16 protein-coding genes are annotated in these 24,374 nt (G+C 72.4%); 13 read left to right on the top strand and 3 right to left on the bottom strand.

All coding sequences use genetic code 11. The annotated features are described in order from the left end of the window. Positions 1-105 precede the first annotated feature (105 nt). Together ACZ597_RS20425 and hflX are read left to right on the top strand one after the other, a co-directional pair. The gene (locus ACZ597_RS20425; protein WP_471331917.1) at positions 106-1,620 is read left to right on the top strand and encodes a M1 family metallopeptidase; all 1,515 of its coding nucleotides are present in this window, start codon (positions 106-108) and stop codon (positions 1,618-1,620) included. Between the two features lie 281 nt (positions 1,621-1,901). Beyond that, positions 1,902-3,407, top strand: a complete 1,506-nt coding sequence (gene hflX, locus ACZ597_RS20420) for a GTPase HflX (RefSeq protein WP_471331915.1) — start codon at positions 1,902-1,904, stop codon at positions 3,405-3,407. 104 nt (positions 3,408-3,511) lie between these two features. Here hflX and ACZ597_RS20415 read toward each other — a convergent pair whose 3' ends face one another. Continuing rightward, the gene (locus ACZ597_RS20415; RefSeq protein WP_471331912.1) at positions 3,512-4,687 is read right to left on the bottom strand and encodes a trypsin-like serine peptidase; all 1,176 of its coding nucleotides are present in this window, start codon (positions 4,685-4,687) and stop codon (positions 3,512-3,514) included. A gap of 481 nt (positions 4,688-5,168) precedes the next feature. Here ACZ597_RS20415 and ACZ597_RS20410 point away from each other — a divergent pair, with 481 nt between their 5' ends. The 5 genes from ACZ597_RS20410 (at position 5,169) to ACZ597_RS20390 (ending at position 14,146) form a co-directional block, all read left to right on the top strand. Next, positions 5,169-6,554 carry a diaminobutyrate--2-oxoglutarate transaminase family protein gene (locus ACZ597_RS20410; RefSeq protein ID WP_471332041.1) on the top strand — a complete coding sequence of 462 codons (1,386 nt, stop codon included), beginning with the start codon at positions 5,169-5,171 and terminating at the stop codon, positions 6,552-6,554. Positions 6,555-7,533: 979 nt separating this feature from the next. Next, positions 7,534-9,396, top strand: coding sequence for an IucA/IucC family protein (locus ACZ597_RS20405; RefSeq protein ID WP_471331910.1), 1,863 nt, complete (start codon positions 7,534-7,536; stop codon positions 9,394-9,396). A gap of 31 nt (positions 9,397-9,427) precedes the next feature. Continuing rightward, complete coding sequence (locus ACZ597_RS20400; RefSeq protein WP_471331907.1) at positions 9,428-10,102, top strand: GNAT family N-acetyltransferase; 675 nt, start codon at positions 9,428-9,430, stop codon at positions 10,100-10,102. A 164-nt stretch (positions 10,103-10,266) separates the two neighbouring features. Next, positions 10,267-12,123 (top strand): IucA/IucC family protein, encoded by a 1,857-nt coding sequence (locus ACZ597_RS20395; RefSeq protein ID WP_471331904.1) that lies wholly within the window; start codon positions 10,267-10,269, stop codon positions 12,121-12,123. A 52-nt stretch (positions 12,124-12,175) separates the two neighbouring features. Then, a complete protein-coding gene (locus tag ACZ597_RS20390) occupies positions 12,176-14,146 on the top strand; it encodes an ATP-dependent DNA helicase (protein WP_471331901.1) in 1,971 nt (656 codons plus the stop codon). 132 nt (positions 14,147-14,278) lie between these two features. Here ACZ597_RS20390 and lexA read toward each other — a convergent pair whose 3' ends face one another. Then, positions 14,279-15,070: a transcriptional repressor LexA gene (gene lexA / locus ACZ597_RS20385; RefSeq protein WP_125602045.1), complete on the bottom strand. Its 792-nt coding sequence runs from the start codon at positions 15,068-15,070 to the stop codon at positions 14,279-14,281. A gap of 551 nt (positions 15,071-15,621) precedes the next feature. Here lexA and nrdR point away from each other — a divergent pair. From nrdR to ACZ597_RS20355, 6 genes are all read left to right on the top strand, one after another. Further along, positions 15,622-16,137, top strand: a complete 516-nt coding sequence (gene nrdR, locus ACZ597_RS20380; RefSeq protein WP_125816927.1) for a transcriptional regulator NrdR — start codon at positions 15,622-15,624, stop codon at positions 16,135-16,137. A gap of 136 nt (positions 16,138-16,273) precedes the next feature. Then, positions 16,274-19,156, top strand: coding sequence for a vitamin B12-dependent ribonucleotide reductase (locus ACZ597_RS20375; protein WP_471331899.1), 2,883 nt, complete (start codon positions 16,274-16,276; stop codon positions 19,154-19,156). Between the two features lie 314 nt (positions 19,157-19,470). Continuing rightward, the gene (locus tag ACZ597_RS20370; RefSeq protein WP_471331896.1) at positions 19,471-20,313 is read left to right on the top strand and encodes an arylamine N-acetyltransferase family protein; all 843 of its coding nucleotides are present in this window, start codon (positions 19,471-19,473) and stop codon (positions 20,311-20,313) included. A 32-nt stretch (positions 20,314-20,345) separates the two neighbouring features. After that, positions 20,346-20,951: a YdbC family protein gene (locus tag ACZ597_RS20365; protein ID WP_007266991.1), complete on the top strand. Its 606-nt coding sequence runs from the start codon at positions 20,346-20,348 to the stop codon at positions 20,949-20,951. Between the two features lie 73 nt (positions 20,952-21,024). Next, positions 21,025-21,684 (top strand): histidine phosphatase family protein, encoded by a 660-nt coding sequence (locus ACZ597_RS20360; protein WP_471331894.1) that lies wholly within the window; start codon positions 21,025-21,027, stop codon positions 21,682-21,684. An 11-nt stretch (positions 21,685-21,695) separates the two neighbouring features. Further along, positions 21,696-22,610, top strand: coding sequence for an ADP-ribosylglycohydrolase family protein (locus ACZ597_RS20355; protein ID WP_471331891.1), 915 nt, complete (start codon positions 21,696-21,698; stop codon positions 22,608-22,610). A 126-nt stretch (positions 22,611-22,736) separates the two neighbouring features. On the opposite strand, the gene ACZ597_RS20350 is transcribed toward ACZ597_RS20355, so the two are convergent. Next, positions 22,737-24,290: an MFS transporter gene (locus ACZ597_RS20350; RefSeq protein ID WP_471331888.1), complete on the bottom strand. Its 1,554-nt coding sequence runs from the start codon at positions 24,288-24,290 to the stop codon at positions 22,737-22,739. Positions 24,291-24,374: the final 84 nt, after the last annotated feature.

The following is a 24,374-nucleotide window of genomic DNA, read 5'->3' as shown; positions in this document are numbered from 1 at the left end:
ACGCGGGGGCGTACGGAGTCCGCTGCCCGGCAGCCGCGCCCCGTTCGGGTGGAGTCGTCGCGCGCCGCTCGCGGGCCCGGGACACACGCTGGTAAGCGGTGGTGGATGCAGCTCACCTCCCCGCGCCTGCGCGCCTCCCTGCTCGCCGCGGCCTCCCTCACCCTCGTCGCCGCCGTGCTGCCCCCGCCGAAGCCGCTGGGCATCGGCGACCGGCTCTTCCCCGAGCTCGGCAACCCCGGCTACGACGTCCTCTCGTACGACCTGTCCCTCACGTACAAGGACAACGGCAGTCCCCTCGACGCGGTCACCGCCATCGAGGCCCGCAGCCTGGAACCGCTGGAGCGGATCAACCTCGACTTCACGCACGGAACGGTCGCCTCCGCGGAGGTCAACGGGCAGCCCGCGCGCTTCGAGGCCGCCGGGGAGGACCTCGTACTGACCCCAGCGCACCCGGTCCCGGCGAGCACGCCGCTGCGCATCACCGTCCGGCACACGAGCGACCCGCGCGGCCGGGCCTCCGACGGCGGGTGGGTCGTCACCGAGGACGGCCTCGCCATGGCCAACCAGGCCGACGCCGCCCACCGGGTGTTCCCCTGCAACGACCACCCCGCCGACAAGGCCTACTTCACCTTCCGGATCACCGCCCCCGACGGGTACAGGGCCGTGGCCAACGGGCTGCCCGGCGCGCTCCCGGCCGCGCGGGCTGCGGGGACGACCGAGTGGACGTACCGGACCCTGCACCCGATGGCCACCGAGCTCGCCCAGGTCTCCATCGGCCGCTCCGCCGTCCTCCACCACACCGGCCCCCACGGCCTGCCGCTGCGCGACGTCGTGCCCGCCGCCGACCGGGAGCGGCTGGAGCCCTGGCTGGCCAAGACCGCAGGGCACGTCGCGTGGATGGAGGAGCGCGTCGGCCGCTACCCCTTCGAGAACTACGGGGTGCTGATCGCCCGGGCGAAGACCGGCTTCGAGCTGGAGACCCAGACCCTCTCCCTCTTCGAGCACGGCCTGTTCGCAGGGGAGGCGGCCGGCTACCCCGAGTGGTACGTGGAGTCCGTCATGGTCCACGAGCTCGCCCACCAGTGGTTCGGGAACAGCGTCACCCCGCGCACCTGGTCCGACCTGTGGCTCAACGAAGGGCACGCCACCTGGTACGAGGCCCTCTACGGGGACGGGCTCGGGAAGTACCCCCTGGAGCGGCGGATGCGCGAGGCCTACCAGCGCTCCGACCAATGGCGGGCCCAGGGCGGCCCCCCGGCCGCCCCGAAGGCGGCCGCCCCCGGCCAGAAGATCGGCCTGTTCCGGCCCGTCGTCTACGACGGTGCCGCGCTGATCCTCTACGCCCTGCGCCAGGAGATCGGCGCGGCGGCCTTCGACCGGGTCGAGCGGCGCTGGGTGGCAGAGCACAAGGACGGGGTGGCGGGCACGGAGGACTTCGTACGCCTGGCCTCGCAGGAGGCAGGGCGCGACCTCACGGCCTTCCTGCGGCCCTGGCTGTACGGGGAGACCACGCCGGCGATGCCCGGGCACCCGGAGTGGAGCGGCGCGGCGGCGGCGGCCGCCCCGGCGGCGGGGAAGGCCGCGGGGAAGGCGTCAGAGAAGGCCGCGGGGAAGGCGTAGGGGAAGCCGTGGGGGCGGAAAACGGTATGACGGGCGGGGAACGGGCATGACACCATCGACGAGGCCGACGGGGCGGTGCCCCGCCGGATCCCGCTCGGGAGAATCGCGGCCCGGGAACCGGCCCGGGGATCGGACCGGTAACCGCTCCGGGGAATCACCGGACGGGACCACACGTTGGACGTGACAGCGTTATGTCACGCACAGCGGTACCTTTGGCCCTGGCCGGCCCGGCCTGACACAGGACGGCCGGCGCGACACCATCGAATCGACGTAAGGATCCAATGACCTCCTCTTCTTCCCCTTCCCAGGACCCGCGGGACGCGCAGAACGTGCGGGACTCGCAGAGCTTCACCGAGAGCCTTCGGGCCGATGCCCTGATGGAAGAGGACGTCGCCTGGAGCCACGAGATCGACGGAGAGCGGGACGGCGACCAGTTCGACCGCTCCGAACGCGCGGCCCTGCGCCGCGTGGCCGGTCTCTCGACCGAACTCGAGGACGTGACCGAGGTCGAGTACCGCCAGCTCCGCCTGGAGCGCGTGGTCCTCGTCGGTGTCTGGACCTCCGGCACGGTCAGCGACGCCGAGAACTCCCTCGCGGAGCTCGCGGCCCTCGCCGAGACGGCGGGCGCCCTCGTGCTCGACGGTGTCATGCAGCGCCGCGACAAGCCCGACCCGGCCACCTTCATCGGTTCCGGCAAGGCGCGCGAGCTGCGCGACATCGTGCTCGAGAGCGGGGCCGACACCGTCGTCTGCGACGGCGAGCTCAGCCCCGGCCAGCTCATCGCGCTGGAGGACGTGGTCAAGGTCAAGGTCGTCGACCGGACCGCCCTCATCCTCGACATCTTCGCCCAGCACGCCAAGTCCCGAGAGGGCAAGGCACAGGTCGCACTCGCGCAGATGCAGTACATGCTGCCGCGACTGCGCGGCTGGGGCCAGTCGCTCTCCCGGCAGATGGGTGGCGGCGGCGGTGGCGGCATGGCCACCCGAGGCCCCGGTGAAACCAAGATCGAGACCGACCGGCGCCGCATCCGCGAGAAGATGGCGAAGATGCGCCGGGAGATCGCCGAGATGAAGACCGGCCGGGACATCAAGCGGCAGGAACGCCGCCGCAACAAGGTCCCCTCGGTCGCCATCGCCGGCTACACCAACGCCGGCAAGTCCTCCCTCCTCAACCGCCTCACGGGCGCGGGCGTACTGGTGGAGAACGCACTGTTCGCCACCCTCGACCCGACCGTGCGCCGGGCCGAAACGCCCTCCGGCCGCGTCTACACCCTGGCCGACACCGTGGGCTTCGTCCGGCACCTGCCCCACCACCTCGTCGAGGCGTTCCGCTCCACGATGGAGGAGGTCGGCGACTCCGACCTCATCCTGCACATCGTGGACGGCGCGCACCCGGCACCGGAGGAGCAGCTGGCGGCGGTGCGCGAGGTCATCCGCGAGGTCGGCGCCGTCAACGTGCCCGAAATCGTGGTGATCAACAAGGCGGACGCCGCAGACCCGCTCGTCCTCCAGCGGCTGCTGCGCATCGAACGGCACTCCATCGCCGTCTCGGCCCGCACCGGCCAGGGCATCGAGGAACTCCTCGCGCTCATCGACGCCGAGCTGCCCAGGCCCGCCGTCGAGGTGGAGGCCCTCGTGCCGTACACCCGCGGCGCGCTGATCGCCCGGGCGCACGCCGACGGCGAGGTGATCTCCGAGGAGCACACCCCGGAGGGCACCCTGCTCAAGGCGCGGGTCCACGAGGAACTCGCCGCGGAGCTGGCGCCGTACGTGCCCGCCAAGCACTGACGCCGGCACGGGGCGGCCATCCGCGGCCGCCGCTGACGGAACGACCGAGGGCCCCCGCAACACGCGGGGGCCCTCGGTCGTTCAGGCCGGAACTCGAACCCGGCTCACTTGAACTTGGCGCTCACCGCGTTGTAGATGCCCTTGGCCTCCGGACCCAGCTTCGGCCCGGCCAGCCAGCCGGCCTTCGCCGGACCGATCGAGGTGTTCGACACCAGCGCCGGCTTGCCGTCGGCACCCGTCGCGACCCAGCCGCCACCGGACGAACCGCCCGTCATCGTGCAGCCGATGCGGTACATCACCGGGTCGGCCTGCTTGAGCGCCAGCCGGCCCGGCTTGTCCGCGCACTGGAACGCCTTCTGCCCGTCGAACGGAGCCGCCGCCGGATAGCCCGTCGCCGTGATGCTCGCGACCTTGCCCACCGCAGGAGCGTTGAACTCCACCGGCAGCGCCGTACCGACCGTCTCCTCCAGCGACTTGCCGCCGCCCTTCTCCGGCGTCACGTGCAGCACCGCGAAGTCGTACGGGGCACCCGCGCCACCCGTCGGACCGCCGGTCGCGATCCACTGGTCCGAGGTCTGCGCCCAGTCGCTCCACCACACGCCGTACGGGGCGACCTGCTCGCGCGGCGCGCCCTTGAGCGCCGCCGCCGGCTTGCCCGCGTTGTTGTAGGACGGGACGAAGGCGATGTTGCGGTACCAGCCGCCGGCCTTGCCCGCGTGCACGCAATGGCCCGCCGTCCAGACCATGTTGGACTTGCCCGGGTGGGCCGGGTCCTTCACCACGGTGGCCGAGCAGACCATCGAGCCCTCGGGGCCGTCGAAGAAGACCTTGCCGGACGCCGGGACGCTGCTGTGGTACGGCGAAGCCGCAGGCTGGGCGGTCACCGGAGCCGGGGTCGGGTCGGTGACGCCCTGGTCCTTGCCGGCGTCCGGGTCGACGGCCGGGCGCTGCGGCTGCTCCGCGTCACGCATCCGGTCCGGGTCCCAGAGGCCGTCGATGATCGGGTTGACGTAGTCGCCCGCCTCGCGGAGCCAGTCCTCCTTCTTCCAGTTCTTCCACGCGCCTCCCTTCCACTTCTCCAGGTCGAAGCCGTGCTGCTTGAGCCTCTCCTTGAGCTCGTCCGGAATCTGGATCCCGTCCGCCGCGCCGGACGGCAGGGGCGCAGCCACGGTCGGCTTGGCGTCGGCGCCGGCCTCCCCGTCGCCGGGTCCGCAGGCCGAGGCGGTCAGCGCGAGCGCGGCCGCGCAGAGGATCGCGGTGACCGGTCGGTTCGGTCGCATGTCGTAAGTCCCCCAGGAGTTTCGAGGTGTTGAGACGGAGTCGATCGGGGTGGATCGCAGCACCCCACTATGCCGCCGAGGCCTAGGACGGCGGCCGCCGGGTCAATGGTTCCTGCCGCGACCGCCCGTTCGAACCGCAAGGATCTTCGGCCCACCCGTGATCCGAAGCCGTCACCGTCGTTGGTACGTACGGGGGATGGTGCGGCAGCGTTCGTGTTCGAGGCGCAATCCGGAAGAGCAACCTGCGGGAGGACCGACAGTCGTGGCCGTGACCGAACCGACCGCAGCCGCGGCACAGTTCCCCCTGCCGGCCGGGGCCGAGGCGTCGGCCGGGGCCTCGACCGATGCCTCGACCGCTTCCCCCGTCGGCGCGTCGGCCCGTGCGCCGGCGGCCGGGGCCGTGGCTGCCGGGGGCTCTGCGGCGGCCATGACGGGGGCCGCTACGCCGATCCCGGAGCACGCGGGGGCGCAGGGCGCGGGGATGGAGGGCGCGGGGCAGCCGGTGGTGCCGAGCCCCTCGAAGCCGGTCACGCGGAGCGCGCCGCAGGTCCCGGCGCAGGGCGGCCGGGGGCCCGCCTCGGCGGAGGGGATCCTGCGCAGGCAGGCGCTCCGGGAGTCCGCCGCCCGGACCTACGCCCGCTCGCTGCCCATCGTCCCCGTGCGCGCCCGGGGGCTGACCATCGAGGGGGCCGACGGGCGGCGCTACCTCGACTGCCTCTCCGGCGCGGGCACCCTCGCCCTCGGGCACAACCACCCCGTCGTCCTCGAAGCGATCCGCGGGGTCCTCGACTCCGGGGCTCCGCTGCACGTCCTCGACCTGGCGACCCCGGTCAAGGACGCCTTCACCACCGAGCTCTTCGAGAACCTGCCGGCCGCCCTGGCCGCCGACGCCCGCGTGCAGTTCTGCGGCCCCGCCGGGACCGACGCCGTCGAAGCCGCCCTGAAACTGGTCCGGGCCGCCACCGGACGCAGCGGGCTGCTCACCTTCACCGGCGCCTACCACGGCATGACCGCCGGAGCCCTGGAGGCCTCGGGCGGCGCCGGCGAGGTACGGGTGACCCGGCTGCCCTACCCCCAGGACCACCGCTGTCCGTTCGGAGTCGGCGGCGCCGAGGGCGCGCGGCTCGGGGCCCGCTGGACCGAGAGCCTGCTCGACGACCCCAAGGGCGGGGTCCCGGTGCCCGCCGCGATGATCGTCGAGCCCGTACAGGGAGAGGGGGGCGTGCACCCGGCCCCCGACGCCTGGCTGCGCCGGATGCGGGAGATCACCGAGGTCCGGGGCATCCCGCTGATCGCGGACGAGGTACAGACCGGGGTGGGCCGCACCGGCGCCTTCTGGGGCGTCGACCACGCCGGGGTGGTCCCGGACGTGATGGTCCTCTCCAAGGCCATCGGCGGCAGCCTTCCGCTGGCCGTGATCGTCTACCGGGCCGGACTGGACGTCTGGGCCCCCGGCGCCCACGCCGGAACGTTCCGCGGGAACCAGCTGGCCATGGCCGCCGGCACCGCCACCCTCGCCTACGTCCGGCGCAACGGCCTCGCCGAGCGCGCGGCGGCCCTGGGCGGGCGGATGCTGACGGCCCTGCGCGGTCTGGCGGCGGACCAGCCCTGCATCGGCGACGTGCGGGGCCGCGGACTGATGATCGGCGTCGAACTCGTCGACCCCGACACCGGTGCCGCCGCACCTGGCCTCGCCGCCGCCGTGCGCCAGGAGTGCCTGGATCGCGGCCTGATCGTCGAGCTCGGAGGCCGCCACTCCAGCGTCGTCCGTCTGCTGCCGCCGCTGATCCTGACCGACGAACAGGCCGCAGCCGTCCTGGACCGGCTGGCCGACTCCATCCCCGCCGCCGCCCGCCGGCCCCACTGACCACACGCCGAAGGACCCCCCGATGCCCGACCCCTCGACCACCCCCCGCCCCGAAGCCCCGGACACCCCGCCCCACCCGGCCCCGGCCCCTCCCGCCGCCCCGGGCCCGCCCGCGAGCCCGGCCCCGCCCGCCACCCCGGCCCCGGCCGCTGCCCCGGGCCAGCCCGCCAGCCCGGCCTCGGCCGCCAGGCCGGCCCCACCCGCTGCCCCGGCCCCACCCGCTGCCCCGGCCCCACCCGCTGCCCCGGGCCCCGCCCCGGCCGCCGCCCCAGGCCAGCCCGCCAGCCCGGCCCCGGCCGCCGCCCCGGCCCTGGCCCCCTCCCCGACGCCTCTCGCCGAGGCACGGCTGGCCCCCCACGCCCCAGGCCAGCCGGCGGCCCACCCGGCGCAGGCTCCGATCGCGGCTTCGGTCCCCCCGGCCCCCACACCCCTCGCCGGCATCCCGCCCGGCCCCCTCACCCCGGCCCCGGCCGACCTGGGCGCCGCCGCCCTGGGCACCCCAGCCCCGGCCCGCTTTGGCCCCGCCGCCCCAGCTACCCCGACCGAGGCCCCGGCCGCCGCTCCGGCCCCGGCCGCCACCCCCGACGGGCTGCCGGCCACCGCCGCCCAGGCGGCATCCGATGGGGGTGCACCCGCAGCCGCGCCCGCGCCGGCCCACCCGGCGGCGGTGCCCGGCAACGCCCCGTCCCAGGGTCCGGTCGCCCCCGGTCCGGGGCAGCCCGCAGCCGCCCCCGAGCAGCATCCGGCCCCGGTGAGCCCGGCGGCCGCGCCCGCCACGGCGCGGCCCGACGGCTCTGCCCGGCCGCCTGCCGCCGGGCACCCCGCCGGCCCCCCGCAGCCCGGGCCGCCCGCCGCCGCGCAGGTACCCCCGCGGCCCCGCCCGGACTCCGCGCAGCCCGAGCGGCCCGCGGCATCCCCGGCAGCGGACCGGGAGCAGGCGGCCCCCGGGCGGGCCCAGGCCGGAGCCGAGCCCGCCCCTGTGCCCGGAGTACCGGCGGCGCAGGCCGCCCCGGCGCACGCCCCGGCGGGCAGCGTGCCCCGGCAGAAGGACGGCACCCTCCGCCCCCGGGTCGGCGGCACCGGCCCCACAGGCCCCGACCCGGCGGCGCTGTCCGACCTGCTGGACCACCCCGACCCGGCCACCGCGGCCGAATCCGCGACGGTGGAGAACCTGCTGCGGTGCTGGGTTCGCGAGAGCGGCATCGGCCGCCCCGACGGGCCCGTCGGAACCCTGCTCCGCATCCCCCTCCCCGCGTCCGGAGCCGCGCTGCTCGTCCCCGTCCGGTACTGGTCCCCGGCAGGCTGGCACCGCTTCGCGCCCGCCCGCCTCGAAGGCGCTCCCGCCCACGCACCCGCCGTGGACGCCGTCACCCTCGGGGCCCTGCTCGCCCGCGAGGGCGACGGCCGCAGCGGCACCGACCTCGTCGGCCGGGTCGCCGACTCGGTGCGCCGCACCACCGAGTTCATCGCCGACCGCCGCCAACGCCCCACCGGCCCGGCCCCCGTCGCCGGCGACCGCTTCCTCACCGCCGAACAGTCACTCCTCCTCGGCCACCCCCTCCAACCGGACCCCAAGAGCCGCGAAGGACTCTCCGAAGCCGAAGTACGCCACTACTCACCCGAACTCCACGGCTCCTTCCCCCTGCACTGGATCGCGGTCGCGCCCGAGGCCCTCGCCACCGACTCCGCCTGGACCGAACGGGGCCGCCCGGTCTCCGCCGCACAGCTCCTCGCCCGGCTCGCCCCCGGTCTCCCGCTGCCCGCCGGCACCACCGCCCTCCCCCTGCACCCCTGGCAGGCCCGCGACCTCCTCCAGCGTCCCGCCGTCACCGCCCTCCGCGACGCGGGACTCATCACCGACCTGGGCCCGTACGGCGCCCCCTGGTACCCCACCTCCTCCGTCCGCACCGTCCACCGCCCCGGCGCCCCCGCGATGCTCAAGCTCTCCCTCGGGCTGCGCATCACCAACTCCCGGCGCGAGAACCTCCGCAAGGAACTCCACCGCGGCGTCGAGGTCCACCGGCTGCTCCGCACCGGCCTCGCCGAGCAGTGGCAGACCGCCCACCCCGGCTTCGACATCGTCCGCGACCCCGCCTGGGTCGCCGTCGACGCCCTGGACGGCAACCCCGTCCGCGGATTCGACGCCGTACTGCGCCACAACCCCTTCCGCTCCGACGACGACGCCGTCTGCGTCGCCGCACTGACCTCCCTCCGCCCGTGGCCCGGCAGGACCACGATGCGCTCCCGGCTCTCCGACACCCTCTCCCGGCTCGCGGTGACCACAGGCCGGCCCGTAGCCGCCGTCGCCGCCGAGTGGTTCCTGCGCTACCTCGACCACGTCGTCCTGCCGGTCCTCGCCTTCGACGCCCTCGCCGGCATCGCCCTCGAAGCGCACCAGCAGAACACCGTGGTGCTCCTCGACCGGGCGGGCTGGCCCGTCGGCGGCCGCTTCCGCGACAACCAGGGCTACTACTTCCGGGACTCCCGCCGCGCCGAACTGGAACGACGCCTTCCCGGCATTGGCGGCGCCAGCGACACCTTCGTTCCGGACGCCGTCACCGACGAACGCTTCGCCTACTACCTCGGCATCAACAACGTGATCGGCCTCATCGGCGCCTTCGGATCGCAGCGGCTCGCCGACGAGCGCGTGCTCCTCGCCGCCTTCCGCCGCTTCCTCGGCAAGGCCTCGGGCCTCGGCCCGGTCCCCGCGCGGCTCCTCGACTCACCCACGCTGCGCTGCAAGGCGAACCTGCTCACCCGCCTGGGCGGGTTCGACGAACTCGTGGGCCCCGTCGACACCCAGTCGGTCTACGTCACCATCGCCAACCCCCTCCACGACTGACGCGCTCCCACCGACACCGAGAAGAGCCCCGATGCCTCCCACGGACACCACCACGAGCACCGCCGGCGGCCCCGCCTCCCAACAGGCCACCGCGCACCGCTTCACCGTCGGATTGCTGCCGCTGCTCGCCGAGGCGGAACTCCTGGACTCACCAGCGGGCTGGGGCGCGGCCCCGACACCGGCAGGGGCCTTCCGCCTGGAACCCGTACGGCCGGGCCGGGACCTGGAACTGCTCACGGGCTGGATGAACGACCCCGAGGTGGCCGCCTATTGGGAGCTCGGCGGATCCTCCACCGTGACCGAGGCCCACCTGCGGGCCCAGCTCGACGGCGACGGCCACAGCATCCCCTGCCTGGGCCTCCTCGACGGCAGCCCCATGAGCTACTGGGAGATCTACCGGGCCGATCTCGACCCGCTCTCCCGTCACTACCCGGCGCGCTCGCACGACACCGGTATCCACCTGCTCATCGGAGACGGAACGAACCGGGGCCGGGGCCTGGGCACCACGCTGCTGCGGGCCGTCGCCGAGCTCGTCTTCGACAACCGCCCCCGATGCACACGCGTCATCGCGGAACCGGACATTCGCAACACCCCTTCCGTTTCAGCCTTCATGAACGCCGGCTTCCGCTATTCCACGGAAATCGACCTGCCCGAGAAGCGAGCCGCGCTGATGATCCGTGAGAGGGCCCTGCGCAATCTGCTCTGATCGCCACCCGGTCATCCCGCTCATCGCGCCATCCCGATCGACCTGACCGGTTCGCGTCTTCGACCCTCGGTATTCGGTTCTCGGCATTCGGCATTCGGTTTTCACAGCTCTCATCTCCAGAACTCCGCGTCGTTCAGCAAGGTTCCCGATATCCGAGGAGTGCCGTGCCGAATTTCCCCGCAGTCCCCGACTCCGCCGGGCACGCCGTTCCCCCGTCGCCCCAGCACCCGAGCACGCCCCCCGAACTCAACCGACCCACCTGGGACTTCGCTGCGCGCCGCCTGCTGGCCAAGATGCTCGGCGAGTTCGCGTACGAGGAGATCGTCAGCCCCGTCCCGGTGCCCTCGGCCGCGGGCGACGCCTGGACCCTGAGCCTCGACGACGGCAGCAGCCTGGGCTTCCGCGCCCGCCGGCGTGCCTACGGCAGCTGGCAGGTCGAGCCGGACACGATCACGCTGACCCCGCCGGACCCCTCCACGGAGCCCCCGATCGCGTTCGGGGACCCGTACGGCTTCCTCGTCCGGGCCCGGAGCCTCCTGCGCCTCGACGGTCCGACCCTCGGCCACCTGATCCACGAGCTCAGCTCCACCCTCGCCGCCGACGCCCGGCTCGACCACCACGCCTCCACCGCCGACGTCCTCGCCGACCTGGACTACGCGGCGCTCGAAGGCCACCAGACCGGCCACCCCTGGCTCGTCCTCAACAAGGGCCGCGTCGGATGGTCCGCCGGCGACGCCGCAGCCTGGGCCCCCGAAGCGCGCACCCGGCAGCGGCTGCCCTGGCTCGCCGCCCACACCTCCCTGGCCGAGTACCGCGGCACCGCCGGCCTCGAAGACCCGGCCCGGCTCTACGCGGCCGAACTCGACCCGGCCACCCGTGCGGGGTTCGACCGGATCCTGCGCGACCGGGGCCTCGACCCGCTCCGGTACCTCTACCTCCCCGTCCATCCCTGGCAGTGGGACGAGATCGTCCTGCCCCTCTTCGCCCCCGAGCTCGCTTCCGGCACCCTTGTGCCCCTCCCCGCCGACCCCGACGACCGGATCCCGCAGCAGTCGATCCGCACCTTCCTCAACCTCACCCGTCCCGACCGGCACAGCGTCAAACTCCCGCTGTCCGTCTTCAACACCACCGTCTGGCGCGGCCTGCCCAGCGACCTCAGCGTTGCCGCGCCGGCCGTCACGGCCTGGATCCACTCGCTCCGGGACGCCGACCCCTTCCTGCGCGACGAATGCCGGGTCGTGCTGCTCGGAGAGGTCGCCTCGGTCACCGTCCGCCACCCCGTGTACGACGGGCTCCCCGAGGTCCCGTACCAGTACAAGGAACTCCTCGGAGCGATCTGGCGCGAGCCGTTGGCCGACCGCCTCGCCCCGGGCGAGCGCGCCCGCACCCTCGCCTCCCTCCTCCACGTCGATCCCCGCGGCCGCTCCTTCACCGCCGAGCTCGTCGCCCGCTCCGGCCTCACCCCCCAGGCCTGGCTGCGCCGCCTCTTCGCCGCCCTGCTGCCCCCGCTGCTGCACTTCCTCTACCGCTACGGCACGGTGTTCTCCCCGCACGGCGAGAACACCGTCGTGATCTTCGACGAGCAGGACGTCCCCGTCCGCCTCGCGGTCAAGGACTTCGTGGACGACGTCAACATCAGCAGTACGCCCCTGCCGGAGCACGCGTCCATGCCCGACGAGGTCAGGGCCGCGCTGCTCACGGAGCCGCCCGGCTTCCTCACCCAGTTCATCCACTCCGGACTGTTCATCGGCGTCTTCCGCTACCTGTCCGCCCTGTGCGACGACCGGCTCGGCGTGCCCGAGGGCGAGTTCTGGTCCCTCGTACGGGCGGAGATCCTCCTCCATCAGGCCCGCTTCCCCGAGGACAAGGACCGCCACCGGCTCTTCGACCTGCTGACGGAGCGGATCGACCGGCTCTGCCTCAATCGGAACCGGCTCCACGCGGACGGCTACCGCGACCGCCCGGACCGCCCGGGCGCCGTCGTCCACGGCACCGTGCCCAACCCGCTCCACGGCCCCTGAAGAGTGATCGATGCGGTCGCTGTCGGTGGCGCCCCGTAGGGTTGGCAGTGCTATGACGAAGCCCTCCCTCCCCGACCTGCTGCACGCCGCCGTCTCCGCCGTGGGCGGCACGGAGCGGCCCGGCCAGGTGGCCATGGCCGAAGCCGTCGCCGAAGCGATCGACGACAACTCCCACCGGCTGATCCAGGCCGGCACCGGCACCGGCAAGTCCCTCGGCTACCTGGTGCCGGCCCTCGCGCACGGCGAGCGGGTCGTCGTCGCCACGGCGACGCTCGCGCTCCAGCGCCAGCTCGTCGAGCGCGACCTGCCGCGCACGGTCGAGGCGCTGCACCCGCAGCTTCGCCGCCGGCCGCAGTTCGCCATGCTCAAGGGCCGGTCCAACTACCTGTGCCTGCACCGCCTCCACGAGGGGGTCCCGCAGGACGAGGAGGAGGGCCTCTTCGACCAGTTCGAGGCGGCGACCCCGACCAGCAAGCTCGGCAAGGACCTGCTGCGCATGCGCGACTGGGCGGACGAGACCGAGACCGGCGACCGCGACGACCTCACCCCCGGCGTCTCCGACAAGGCCTGGAGCCAGATCTCGGTCTCCTCCCGGGAGTGCCTGGGCGCGACGAAGTGCGCCTACGGGGCCGAGTGCTTCGCGGAGGCGGCCCGTGAGCGGGCCAAGCTCGCGGACGTGGTCGTCACCAATCACGCGCTCCTCGCCATCGACGCGATCGAGGGTGCACCGGTGCTCCCGCAGCACGAGGTGCTGATCGTGGACGAGGCCCATGAGCTGGTCTCCCGCGTCACCGGCGTCGCCACCGGCGAGCTCACCCCGGGCCAGGTCAACCGGGCCGTGAAGCGGGCCGCCAAGCTGGTCGACGAGAAGACCGCGGACTCCCTCCAGACAGCTTCGGAGACCTTCGAGCGGGTGATGGAGCTGGCGCTCCCCGGCCGCCTGGAGGAGATCCCCGAGGACCTCGGCTACGCGCTGATGTCCCTGCGCGACTCCGCGCGCAACGTGATCTCCGCGATCGGTGCCACGCGGGACAAGTCCGTCCACGACGAGGACGCCGTCCGCAAGCAGGCCCTCGCCGCCGTGGAGAACGTCCACGCGGTGGCGGAGCGGATCACCAACGGCTCCGAGTACGACGTCGTCTGGTACGAGCGCCACGACCGCTTCGGCGCCACCCTGCGGGTCGCCCCGCTCTCGGTGTCCGGGCTGCTGCGCGAGAAGCTCTTCGAGGACCGCTCGGTGGTCCTCACCTCCGCCACCCTCAAGCTGGGCGGCGACTTCAACGGCGTCGCGGCCTCGCTGGGCCTCTCCCCGGAAGGGGTGGAGGGCGAGGGCGTGCCGGTGTGGCGGGGTCTGGACGTCGGGTCGCCGTTCGACTACCCGAAGCAGGGCATCCTCTACGTCGCGAAGCACCTGGCCACCCCGGGCCGGGAGGGCACCCGCGGCGACATGATGGACGAGCTGGCGGAGCTGATCGAAGCCTCCGGCGGCCGGACCCTGGGCCTCTTCTCCTCCATGCGCGGTGCCAAGGCCGCCGCCGAGGAGCTCCGCGGGCGACTCGACAACCCGATCCTGCTCCAGGGCGAGGAGACGCTGGGCGAGCTGATCAAGACCTTCGCGGCGGACCCGAAGACCTGCCTGTTCGGGACGCTGTCCCTGTGGCAGGGCGTCGACGTGCCCGGTCCCAGCTGCCAGCTCGTGATCATGGACAGGATCCCGTTCCCGCGCCCCGACGACCCGCTGATGAGCGCACGGCAGAAGTCGGTCGAGGAGAACGGCGGCAACGGCTTCATGGCGGTCGCGGCCACCCATGCCGCCCTGCTGATGGCCCAGGGTGCGGGCCGGCTCGTACGGGCCTCGGGAGACCGGGGCGTCGTGGCGGTCCTGGATCCGCGGCTGGCCACGGCCCGGTACGGGAGCTTCCTGCGGGCCTCGCTGCCCGATTTCTGGTACACCACGGACCGCAACCAGGTGCGCCGCTCGCTGGCCGCCATCGACGCGAGCGCGAAGGCCGACGGCAAGTAGGGGCCGAGCCGGAGCCCGGCCGGCATCAAGCCGGGAGCGGCAGTTCGCGGGGAGGTGGTGCCCGCGGGCATGGAACAGCTCCGGGACCGGCGCAGTGGGTCCCGGAGCTGGCTGAGGGGCGACGGGGCGGGATCAGACCCGTCGCAGTACGGCGACGACCTTGCCGAGGATGGTCGCCTCGTCGCCGGGGATCGGCTGGTAGGCGGCGTTGTGCGGGAGCAGCCACACGTGGCCGTCCTCCCGCTTGAAGCGCTTGACGGTGGCTTCGCCGTCCAGCATCGCGGCGACGATGTCGCCGTTCTCCGCGACGGGCTGACGGCGGACGGTGACCCAGTCGCCGTCACAGATCGCGGCCTCGATCATCGAGTCGCCGACGACCTTGAGGACGAACAGTTCGCCGTCGCCGACGAGCTGGCGGGGGAGCGGGAACACGTCCTCGACGGACTCCTCGGCCAGGATCGGCCCGCCGGCCGCGATCCGGCCGACCAGGGGAACGTAGGAGGCGGCGGGCTTGCCGGTGGTGTCCGTGGGCTGCGAGCTGGGCTGGTCGGAGCCGCGCACCTCGTAGGCGCGGGGCCGGTGCGGGTCGCGCCGCAGGAAGCCCTTGCGCTCCAGGGCCATCAGCTGGTGCGCCACGGAGGAGGTGCTGGAGAGGCCGACCGCCTGGCCGATTTCGCGCATCGACGGCGGGTAGCCGCGGCGCTGCACGGAGTCCCGGATGACCTCGATCACCCTCCGCTGCCGGTCCGTGAGCCCGGAGCTGTCGGCGCGGATGCCTGGAGGTCGCCCTGGCAGGGAGCGCGCGGGGCGTACGGCCTCCGCCTCCTGGTTCTGACTTGCGTCATTCATGGCATGCACCGGCTCGAGTCGGCTCTGGGAGCGGTTCTGGGCAGTGATGGTGGCACTGTCTGCGGTGGTGGTCACGTCGGCCCCTCTCGAAATGTTCTCCCTAGCTGGACAACGGTAGTAGCTTTCGAAAGGTTGCGCCAAACACACGTTCGAGTGAAAAATCGCGGATCCCCCGCCCGGGTTAGATCTGCAGGTGTATGGGCGGTAGGTGATGGCGGCCGTCCGGACGGGTCCGGAGAGGTCGTCGCGACGGTCAACCGGAATGCGTTCGGCGCGGGTCCGGACGAACGCGGGTTCGGCTCCGCGTGCGCTCCTTACGGTACCCTTCCCGGTTGGATCGGCCATGCTCGGGCGGGGTCCGGCGCTGGGCCCAGTTTGGCACCAGGAGCCCCCGTATCCGGCCATCGGACACCGCGACACGCGGAGCGGCGTAAATCCGGCGCAACCCAAGATCTAGTGGTTGGATGGGCGCGGCCACCCAGAAGTTGTGGTCCTCGGGTCCGCCGAGGTCCCCGGGATCGCATATGCTTGTGGCTGCTTCACGAGCCCCCGGCGAAGACTCGCTCTCCGTCGTTGAGGGGCTCCGTGGGGTGATTCAGTCGTGCCAAGAGGAGGGTGAGGGAACCATGCACTGCCCCTTCTGCAGGCACCCCGACAGCCGCGTCGTCGACAGTCGCACCACCGACGACGGAACGTCGATCCGCAGGCGCCGCCAGTGCCCCGACTGCTCCCGTCGCTTCACGACGGTGGAGACGGCCTCGCTGATGGTGATCAAGCGAAGCGGGGTCACCGAGCCCTTCAGTCGTACCAAGGTCATCTCCGGCGTGCGCAAGGCATGCCAGGGGCGGCCGGTCACCGAGGACGCCCTCGCCAAGCTCGGCCAGCGGGTCGAAGAGGCGGTGCGCGCCACCGGGAGCGCCGAGCTGACCACCCACGACGTGGGTCTGGCCATACTCGGCCCGTTGCAGGAACTCGACCTCGTCGCCTACCTGCGGTTCGCATCCGTTTACAAAGCGTTCGACACCCTTGAAGACTTCGAGACCGCCATCGCCGAACTGCGCGAGCCGCGGCCTCACCCCCACGAGTGCGAGCCCGGAGGGACCCCCGCGGTCGTCCCCGTGCCCGCCTCCGCCGCCGACTGACCGTTCGGGGCCGCAGTGCAGCGCGGTCCGGCCGGTCGGTGGGGCGAGATTCGTAGATACAAGACACACAGCACTGTGCCGCGGAATAGCGCTGGCACTTTAGGGCGTTTTTGCCCGCATATGGGAGGCAGGCGGCATGACAGAGACGGCGAGCAGCTCGGCACGTGGTTCCCGCGCCAAGGGGACCAAGGCCGCCAAGGGCGGCCTGCGGATCGAGCGCATCCACACCACCCCCGGCGTGCACCCCTACGACGAGGTGAACTGGGAGCTCCGTGACGTCGTCATGACCAACTGGCGCGACGGCTCGGTCAACTTCGAGCAGCGCGGCGTCGAGTTCCCCGACTTCTGGTCGGTGAACGCGGTCAACATCGTCACCAGCAAGTACTTCCGCGGCGCCGTCGGCACCCCGCAGCGCGAGACCGGTCTGAAGCAGCTCATCGACCGCATCGTGAAGACGTACACGAAGGCCGGCGAGGACCACGACTACTTCGCGTCCCCCGCCGACGCGGAGATCTTCGAGCACGAGCTGACCTACGCCCTCCTGCACCAGATCTTCAGCTTCAACTCGCCGGTGTGGTTCAACGTCGGCACGCCCCAGCCGCAGCAGGTCTCCGCCTGCTTCATCCTGGCCGTCGACGACTCCATGGAGTCGATCCTCGACTGGTACAAGGAAGAGGGCATGATCTTCAAGGGCGGCTCCGGCGCAGGCCTGAACCTTTCCCGCATCCGCTCCTCCAAGGAGCTCCTCTCCTCCGGCGGCAACGCCTCCGGCCCGGTCTCCTTCATGCGCGGCGCCGACGCCTCCGCTGGAACGATCAAGTCGGGCGGCGCCACCCGCCGCGCGGCCAAGATGGTCGTCCTGGACGTGGACCACCCGGACGTCGAGGACTTCATCGCCACCAAGGTGAAGGAAGAGGAGAAGATCCGCGCCCTGCGCGACGCGGGCTTCGACATGGACCTGGGCGGCGACGACATCACGTCCGTCCAGTACCAGAACGCCAACAACTCCGTCCGTGTGAACGACGAGTTCATGACGGCCGTCGAGAACGGCACCGAGTTCGGCCTGCGTGCCCGCATGACCGGCGAGGTCATCGAGAAGGTCGATGCCAAGGCGCTCTTCCGCAAGCTGGCCGAGGCCGCGTGGGCCTGTGCCGACCCGGGCATCCAGTACGACGGTGTGATCAACAACTGGCACACCTGCCCCGAGTCCGGCCGCATCACCGCGTCCAACCCCTGCAGCGAGTACATGCACCTGGACAACACGTCCTGCAACCTCGCCTCGCTGAACCTGATGAAGTTCCTGAACGACGACGGCAAGGGCAACCAGTCCTTCGACGCCGAGCGCTTCGCCAAGGTCGTCGAGCTGGTCATCACCGCGATGGACATCTCCATCTGCTTCGCGGACTTCCCGACCCAGAAGATCGGCGAGAACACCCGCGCGTTCCGCCAGCTCGGCATCGGCTACGCCAACCTCGGCGCCCTGCTGATGGCGACCGGCCACGCCTACGACTCGGACGGCGGCCGCACCCTCGCCGCGTCGATCACCTCGCTGATGACCGGCACCGCGTACAAGCGCTCCGCCGAGCTGGCCGCCATCGTCGGCCCGTACGACGGATACGCCCGCAACGCCGACTCGCACAAGCGCGTCATGAAGCAGCACGCCGACGCCAACGCCGTCGCGCCGCGCACCGAGGACCTGGACAACACGATCTGGGCCGCGGCCACCGAGGCCTGGCAGGACGTCCTGCGCCTCGGCGAGAAGAACGGCTTCCGCAACGCCCAGGCCTCCGTCCTCGCGCCGACCGGCACCATCGGTCTCGCGATGTCCTGCGACACCACCGGTGTCGAGCCGGACCTGGCCCTGGTCAAGTTCAAGAAGCTCGTCGGCGGCGGCTCGATGCAGATCGTCAACGGCACCGTCCCGCAGGCCCTGCGCCGCCTGGGCTACCTGGAAGAGCAGATCGAGGCGATCGTCTCCCACATCGCCGAGCACGGGAACGTCGTCGACGCCCCGGGCCTGAAGACCGAGCACTACGAGGTCTTCGACTGCGCGATGGGCGAGCGCTCCATCTCCCCGATGGGCCACGTCCGCATGATGGCCGCGATCCAGCCGTGGATCTCCGGTGCGATCTCGAAGACGGTCAACATGCCGGAGTCGGCGACCGTCGAGGAGATCGAGGAGATCTACTTCGAGGCGTGGAAGCTGGGCGTCAAGGCGCTCGCGATCTACCGCGACAACTGCAAGGTCGGCCAGCCCCTCTCCGCCAAGAAGAAGGAGGAGGAGAAGGCCGAGGTCACCGAGAAGGCCGAGGAGACCATCCGCACGGCGGTCGAGAAGGTCATCGAGTACCGTCCGGTCCGCAAGCGCCTCCCGAAGGGCCGCCCGGGGATCACCACCTCCTTCACGGTCGGTGGCGCCGAGGGCTACATGACCGCGAACTCCTACCCGGACGACGGCCTGGGCGAGGTCTTCCTGAAGATGTCCAAGCAGGGTTCGACCCTCGCGGGCATGATGGACGCCTTCTCGATCGCCGTCTCCGTCGGCCTGCAGTACGGCGTCCCGCTGGAGACGTACGTCGCGAAGTTCACGAACATGCGCTTCGAGCCGGCCGGTATGACGGACGACCCCGACGTGCGCATGGCGCAGTCGATCGTCGACTACATCTTCCGTCGCGTGGCGCTGGACTTCCTGCCCTTCGAAACCCGCTCGGCGCTCGGCATCCACTCCGCCGAGGAGCGTCAGCGCCACCTCGACACCGGCTCCTACGAGCCGCTCGACGAGGAGGAGCTCGACACCGAGTCCCTCGCCCAGTCGGCGCCCGTCGCCGCCGTGGCCAAGCCCGTGGCGATCGTCCCGGTCCCGGCCCCCAAGACGGCGCACAGCAACGCCGAGCTGGTCGAGATGCAGATGGGCGTCTCCGCCGACGCCCCGCTCTGCTTCTCCTGCGGTACGAAGATGCAGCGCGCCGGCTCCTGCTACATCTGCGAGGGCTGCGGCTCCACCAGCGGCTGCAGCTGACCCGACGCGGGTAGCTGAGCCGCGGAGCTGACCCGCGGCACACGAACGGAGGGGACCGGCCCACGGCCGGTCCCCTCCGGCGTACCCGTACCCGTACCCCGCATCTGTATCCGCGCCCGCTCCGGCGCAGGGCCGTCCGTCAGTGGGGGATCGTCCGGGAGGGCCGGGTGACCAGGTCTTCCCGGCACTCCGCGATCCTGGAGTGGAGCTGGCGCATCACGAGGGGGTTGGTGTGCAGGGCGGTCATGGCGATCATTGTGCGGGGCCCGTGCAGGCGCGGGCACGGGGATTTCACGGCGGGGGAGCGCAGAGCCATGTGGAGCGGTGACGGACTGGACCTGGACGCGTACCTGGCGCGGATCGGGCTCGGCGCCCGGACGGGACGGGCGGCGGGGGAACTCCGGCCGGACCTCGAGACGTTGTACGAGGTGCACCGGGCCCACACCGCCGCCATCCCCTTTGAGAGCTTGGACGTCCTGCTCGGCCGCCCCGTCGAGCTGGAGGTCGAGGCGCTGGAGGACAAGCTCGTGCGCGCCCGCAGGGGCGGATACTGCTACGAGCAGAACTCGCTGCTGGCCGCCGCCCTGGAGCGGATCGGCTTCGAGGTCTCCGGGCGCGGTGCCCGCAACCGCACGCGGGGTGACTCCCTGCTCGCGGTGACGCACGCGATGCTCGTCGTCACCGTCGAGGGCGAACCGTGGCTGTGCGACGCCGGGTTCGGCTACATGGGCCCGCGCGAGCCCGTCCCGCTCGCACGGCCCGGCAGCGAGGTGCGCCAGGGCCCGTGGACGTACGCGGTCCACGAGGAGGAGGAGGGCGTGCTCGTGCTCCGGGCCCGCCGCGGGGAGGAGTGGTGGGACCTGTACGCCTTCTCACCGCAGCGGTACCACCCCGTCGACTACGTCGTGCTGAACCACTACAGCTCCACACACCCCCGGTCCTCCTTCGTAGGCCAGACCATCGCGCAGCTTCCCGGAGACGCCGTCCGCAAGACGCTCGTCGGGCGCGAGCTCATGCGCCTCTTCCCCGACGGGCGGACCGAGCGGGAGCCGGTGGACTCCGACCGGCTGCCCGCCCTCCTCGACCGGGAGTTCGGGCTTCGGCTGCCCGAGCGGGATGCGGCGGAACTGGTACGGATCCACCGCTCCGGGGACTGACCCGGACCGCGCCCGGCCCGTACGATGGCGCGGTGCTGGTCAAGTGGATTCGCTGCACGGTGACGGACCGACGCGGGTTCGAGCGCGGGCAGCGCAAGTGGGCGGGGCTGCCCGGCGAACCGGGATTCCGGGGGCAGGGCGGCGGCTGGAGCAGAGGCCGGCAGGGGGTCGCGCATGTCTTCGCGTTCTGGGAGAGCCGTTCCTTCTACGACTCCTTCATGGCCCGCTCGCACGACAGACTGGCGGCCTCGCAGAACGGCACCTACACCGATGCGCGGGTCACGCTCTTCGACCACCGCTTCGACGTGAAGACCGGCTTCGAGCCGCGCTTCAGCGATGCCGACGTGGTGCGGGTCGCCCACACCCGGGTGCGGGAAGGGCGCGTGGACCATTTCGCGCTGATGCAGGAGAAGGTGTGGAACCCGGCCATGGCGGGGTCGCCCGGGATGATCCGGGGCCTGTTCGGCGAGGCGCCGGGCCGGGAGTTCCTGGTGCTGTCGATGTGGCGGGCGGCGGCGGAGCACGGCAAGTACCGGCAGGAGCGGGTGGAGCGGCTCTCCCTGCGCGCCCAGACCGAGGCCGACGTGGAGGCGCTCACCGGGGACGTCGTCGACCTCGAACCGGGCTGGACGGTATGACCGTAGGACAAGCGTCACCCCCGACCGGCGTGCCCGGGGCGTACCGGCCCCGGCGGCCGAATAGGGTCGGGGGATGGTTCGACCACGGCGCATCGTCCTTGTCCGGCACGGGGAATCGGAGGGAAACGTCGATGACACGGTGTACGAGCGGGAGCCCGACCACGCCCTGCGGCTGACCCGCACCGGCCAGGAGCAGGCCGCGGCCGCCGGGGAGCGGCTGCGCGAGCTCTTCGGCCAGGAGAGCATCAGCGCGTACGTCTCCCCCTACCGCCGGACCCTGCAGACCTTCCGCGGGCTGCGGCTGGACCCGTCGCGGGTACGCATGCGGGAGGAGCCCCGGCTGCGCGAGCAGGACTGGGGGAACTGGCAGGACCGCGACGACGTGAAGCTCCAGAAGGCGTACCGGGACGCGTACGGGCACTTCTTCTACCGCTTCGCGCAGGGCGAGTCGGGCGCCGACGTCTACGACCGCGTCGGGTCCTTCCTGGAGAGCCTCTACCGGAGCTTCGAGGCCCCGGACCATCCCGAGAACGTCCTGCTGGTCACCCACGGGCTGACGATGCGGCTGTTCTGCATGCGCTGGTTCCACTGGTCGGTGTCCGAGTTCGAGGCCCTGTCCAACCCGGGCAACGGCGAATACCGTGTCCTGCTCCTCGGACCCGACGGCCGGTACCGGATGGACCGCCCGTTTGAGCGGTGGACCACACCCGAGCCTTATGGCCTGGACGGCTAAAGTGACGCGCGATGACCGCTGACTCCACTCCCGAAACGCGTTACGCACGCGCCCTGTCCAGCCTTCGCGGGCTGGCGCTGGGGGACGCCCTGGGCTCCCAGTACTTCGTTCCCGTCAACTATCCGCTGCTGAAGAGGCGCGAGCTGCCGGCCGGCAGCGAGCCGTGGCAGTGGACCGACGACACCGAGATGGCCTGCTCGGTGGTGGCCGTGCTCGCCACGCACGGCCGCGTCGACCAGGATGCGCTGGCGGCCTCCTTCGCCGACCACCACGACTTCGACCGCGGTTACGGGCCCGCCGTGAACCGGATGCTGCGCCTGGTCCGGGAGGGCCAGGACTGGCGCACGCTGGCCGCCGAGCTCTTCAACGGGCAGGGCTCCTGGGGCAACGGCGCCGCCATGCGGATCGCCCCGCTCGGCGCCTGGTACGCGGACGACCCCGAGCAGGCCACGCACCAGGCGGAGATCTCCGCCTACACCACCCACCAGCACCGCGAGGCGGTGTGCGGGGCGATGGCCGTCGCCGCCGCGGCCGCGCTGGCGGCGTCCCCGTCCGGGGTGCCGACCGCCACGGACCTGCTGGACGGGGTGATCGCGCTGGTGCCGCGCAGCGCCGTCGGCGCGGGCGTGCGGAGGGCGCGGGACATGCTGGACTACGGCGACGCGACGACGGTCGCCGCGGTGCTGGGCTGCGGGCGGCGCACGAGCGCCCACGACACGGTGCCCTTCGCGCTGTGGTCGGCGGCCCGGGCGCTGGACGACTTCGAGCGGGCGTTCTGGACCACCGCCCAGGTGGGCGGCGATGTGGACACCACCTGCGCGATCGTCGGCGGAGTACTGGGCGGGCGCGGGGAAGCGGCGCTGCCGCAGCCCTGGCTGGACCGGACCGAGGCGCTTCCGGCGTGGCTGCCCGGCCTGCCCGGCTGACGGGTACCGGCTGCTGAGGGGTCCCGGCCGGGTGGCGCCGGTGCCGGGCGCGGGGACGGCTCCGCGCCCGGTGCTCCTCGTACGTCTTCCCGGCGGCGGCCGTGGGGCTCGTACGGGGCCGCGCGCTCAGGCCGCGGGGCCGGCCTCGGCGGCGGTTCCGCTCAGGGCCTCCAGGTCGCTCTTGCGCACCCGGATCACCAGCAGCGCGGTGGCCAGTGCCAGCCCCGCCATGGCGACGGCTGCGACGAAGGCGGTGGAGATGCCCTGGGTGAGGACGAGGTCCCCCCAGGGGTCCGGCAGCTGTCCGGTCTCCTTGAAGGCGGCCAGCTGGCCCGGTTCGGCGTGCGCCATGAAGTCCGGGACCTGATTGGCGGCTTCGTCGCGCCCGGCGGTGCCGAAGACGGTGACCAGGATCGACAGGCCGAGCGAACCGCCCACCTGCTGGCTGGCGTTCAGCAGCCCGGAGGCCGCGCCCGCCTCCTGCGGTGCCACACCGGAGACGGCGGTGAGCGTGAGGGTGACGAAGTTGAGGCCCATGCCGAAGCCGAACAGCAGCATCGGGCCGAGCACGCCGGACAGGTAGGTGCTGTCGGTGCGGATGAAGGTCAGCCAGGCCAGGCCGGTTCCGGTGAGGGCCGAGCCGGCGACCATGAACGGCTTGGGGCCCAGGCGCGGCAGGAAGCGCTGTGAGAGCCCGGCGGCGGCGATGATCGCCACGGTGACCGGCAGGAAGCCTGCGCCGGACTGGATCGGCGAGAAGCCCAGCACGTTCTGCACGAACTGGACGATGAAGAAGAACATGCCGAACATGGCGGCGGCGAGGCCGAGCATGATCAGGTAGGTGCCGGCGCGGTTGCGGTCGGCGAACATCCGGAGCGGGATGATCGGTTCGGCCGCCCGCGACTCGATGAGCACGAAGAGGCCGAGCAGGACGACGGCGGCGGCGAAGGAGCCGAGGGTCAGGGAGTCGCGCCAGCCGTCCTCGGACGCGCGGATGAACCCGTAGACGAGTGAGGCCATCCCGGCGGTGGAGGTGAGCGCGCCGGCGGCGTCGAAGCGGCCCGGGTGGCGTTCGGACTCGTTGATGTAGAGCGGGGCGAGGACGGCGATGAGCACGCCGATCGGCACGTTGACGAAGAGCACCCAGCGCCAGTCGAGCCACTCGGTGAGCATGCCGCCGGCCAGCAGGCCGACCGCGCCGCCGCCTGCGGACACGGCGGCGAAGACCCCGAACGCGCGGTTGCGGTCGGGGCCTTCGGCGAAGGTCGTGGTGATCAGGGCGAGCGCGGTCGGCGACGCGATGGCCCCGCCGACGCCCTGGAGGGCGCGGGCCGCCATCAGCTGCCAGGGTTCCTGGGCGAAGCCGCCGAGCAGGGAGGCCAGGGTGAACAGCAGGATTCCGGCCACGAAGACGCGGCGCCTGCCCAGGATGTCGCCGGCCCTGCCGCCGAGCAGCAGGAGCCCCCCGAAGGCGAGGGTGTAGGCGCTGATCACCCAGGACAGGTCGGTGGTGGAGAAGGACAGCGCCGTCTGGATGTGCGGCAGGGCGATGTTCACGATGGTCGCGTCGAGGACGACCATGAGCTGGCAGGCGGCGATGACGGCGAGCGCCACCCCTGGACGTCCGGGCCGTCGGGCGGCCCCCGGTATCCGGGGCTTGGCGAGTTGAGCGCTTGTCACTGTGGATCCCCCCGAAGTGAAATAGTGAACGCCTTCGTTCACTGCGGGTCCACGGTAGGAGCCGGGATGTAGGGAACGCAAGCG

It is taken from the genome of Streptomyces sp. NPDC040718 (assembly GCF_055593565.1).
Note: the sequence above shows the minus strand (reverse complement) of the source record. Positions and strands in the feature narration are given on the sequence as shown.

Excerpts from the sequence above, each read along its gene's own strand:
- ACZ597_RS20415 (WP_471331912.1), bottom strand. The coding sequence starts at position 4,687 with ATGCGACCGAACCGACCGGTCACCGCGATCCTCTGCGCGGCCGCGCTC.
- ACZ597_RS20360 (WP_471331894.1), top strand. The coding sequence starts at position 21,025 with ATGGTTCGACCACGGCGCATCGTCCTTGTCCGGCACGGGGAATCGGAG.
- ACZ597_RS20410 (WP_471332041.1), top strand. The coding sequence starts at position 5,169 with ATGGAGGGCGCGGGGCAGCCGGTGGTGCCGAGCCCCTCGAAGCCGGTC.
- ACZ597_RS20355 (WP_471331891.1), top strand. The coding sequence starts at position 21,696 with ATGACCGCTGACTCCACTCCCGAAACGCGTTACGCACGCGCCCTGTCC.
- ACZ597_RS20375 (WP_471331899.1), top strand. The coding sequence starts at position 16,274 with ATGACAGAGACGGCGAGCAGCTCGGCACGTGGTTCCCGCGCCAAGGGG.
- ACZ597_RS20425 (WP_471331917.1), top strand. The coding sequence starts at position 106 with ATGCAGCTCACCTCCCCGCGCCTGCGCGCCTCCCTGCTCGCCGCGGCC.
- ACZ597_RS20390 (WP_471331901.1), top strand. The coding sequence starts at position 12,176 with ATGACGAAGCCCTCCCTCCCCGACCTGCTGCACGCCGCCGTCTCCGCC.
- ACZ597_RS20400 (WP_471331907.1), top strand. The coding sequence starts at position 9,428 with ATGCCTCCCACGGACACCACCACGAGCACCGCCGGCGGCCCCGCCTCC.
- hflX (WP_471331915.1), top strand. The coding sequence starts at position 1,902 with ATGACCTCCTCTTCTTCCCCTTCCCAGGACCCGCGGGACGCGCAGAAC.
- nrdR (WP_125816927.1), top strand. The coding sequence starts at position 15,622 with ATGCACTGCCCCTTCTGCAGGCACCCCGACAGCCGCGTCGTCGACAGT.
- ACZ597_RS20370 (WP_471331896.1), top strand. The coding sequence starts at position 19,471 with ATGTGGAGCGGTGACGGACTGGACCTGGACGCGTACCTGGCGCGGATC.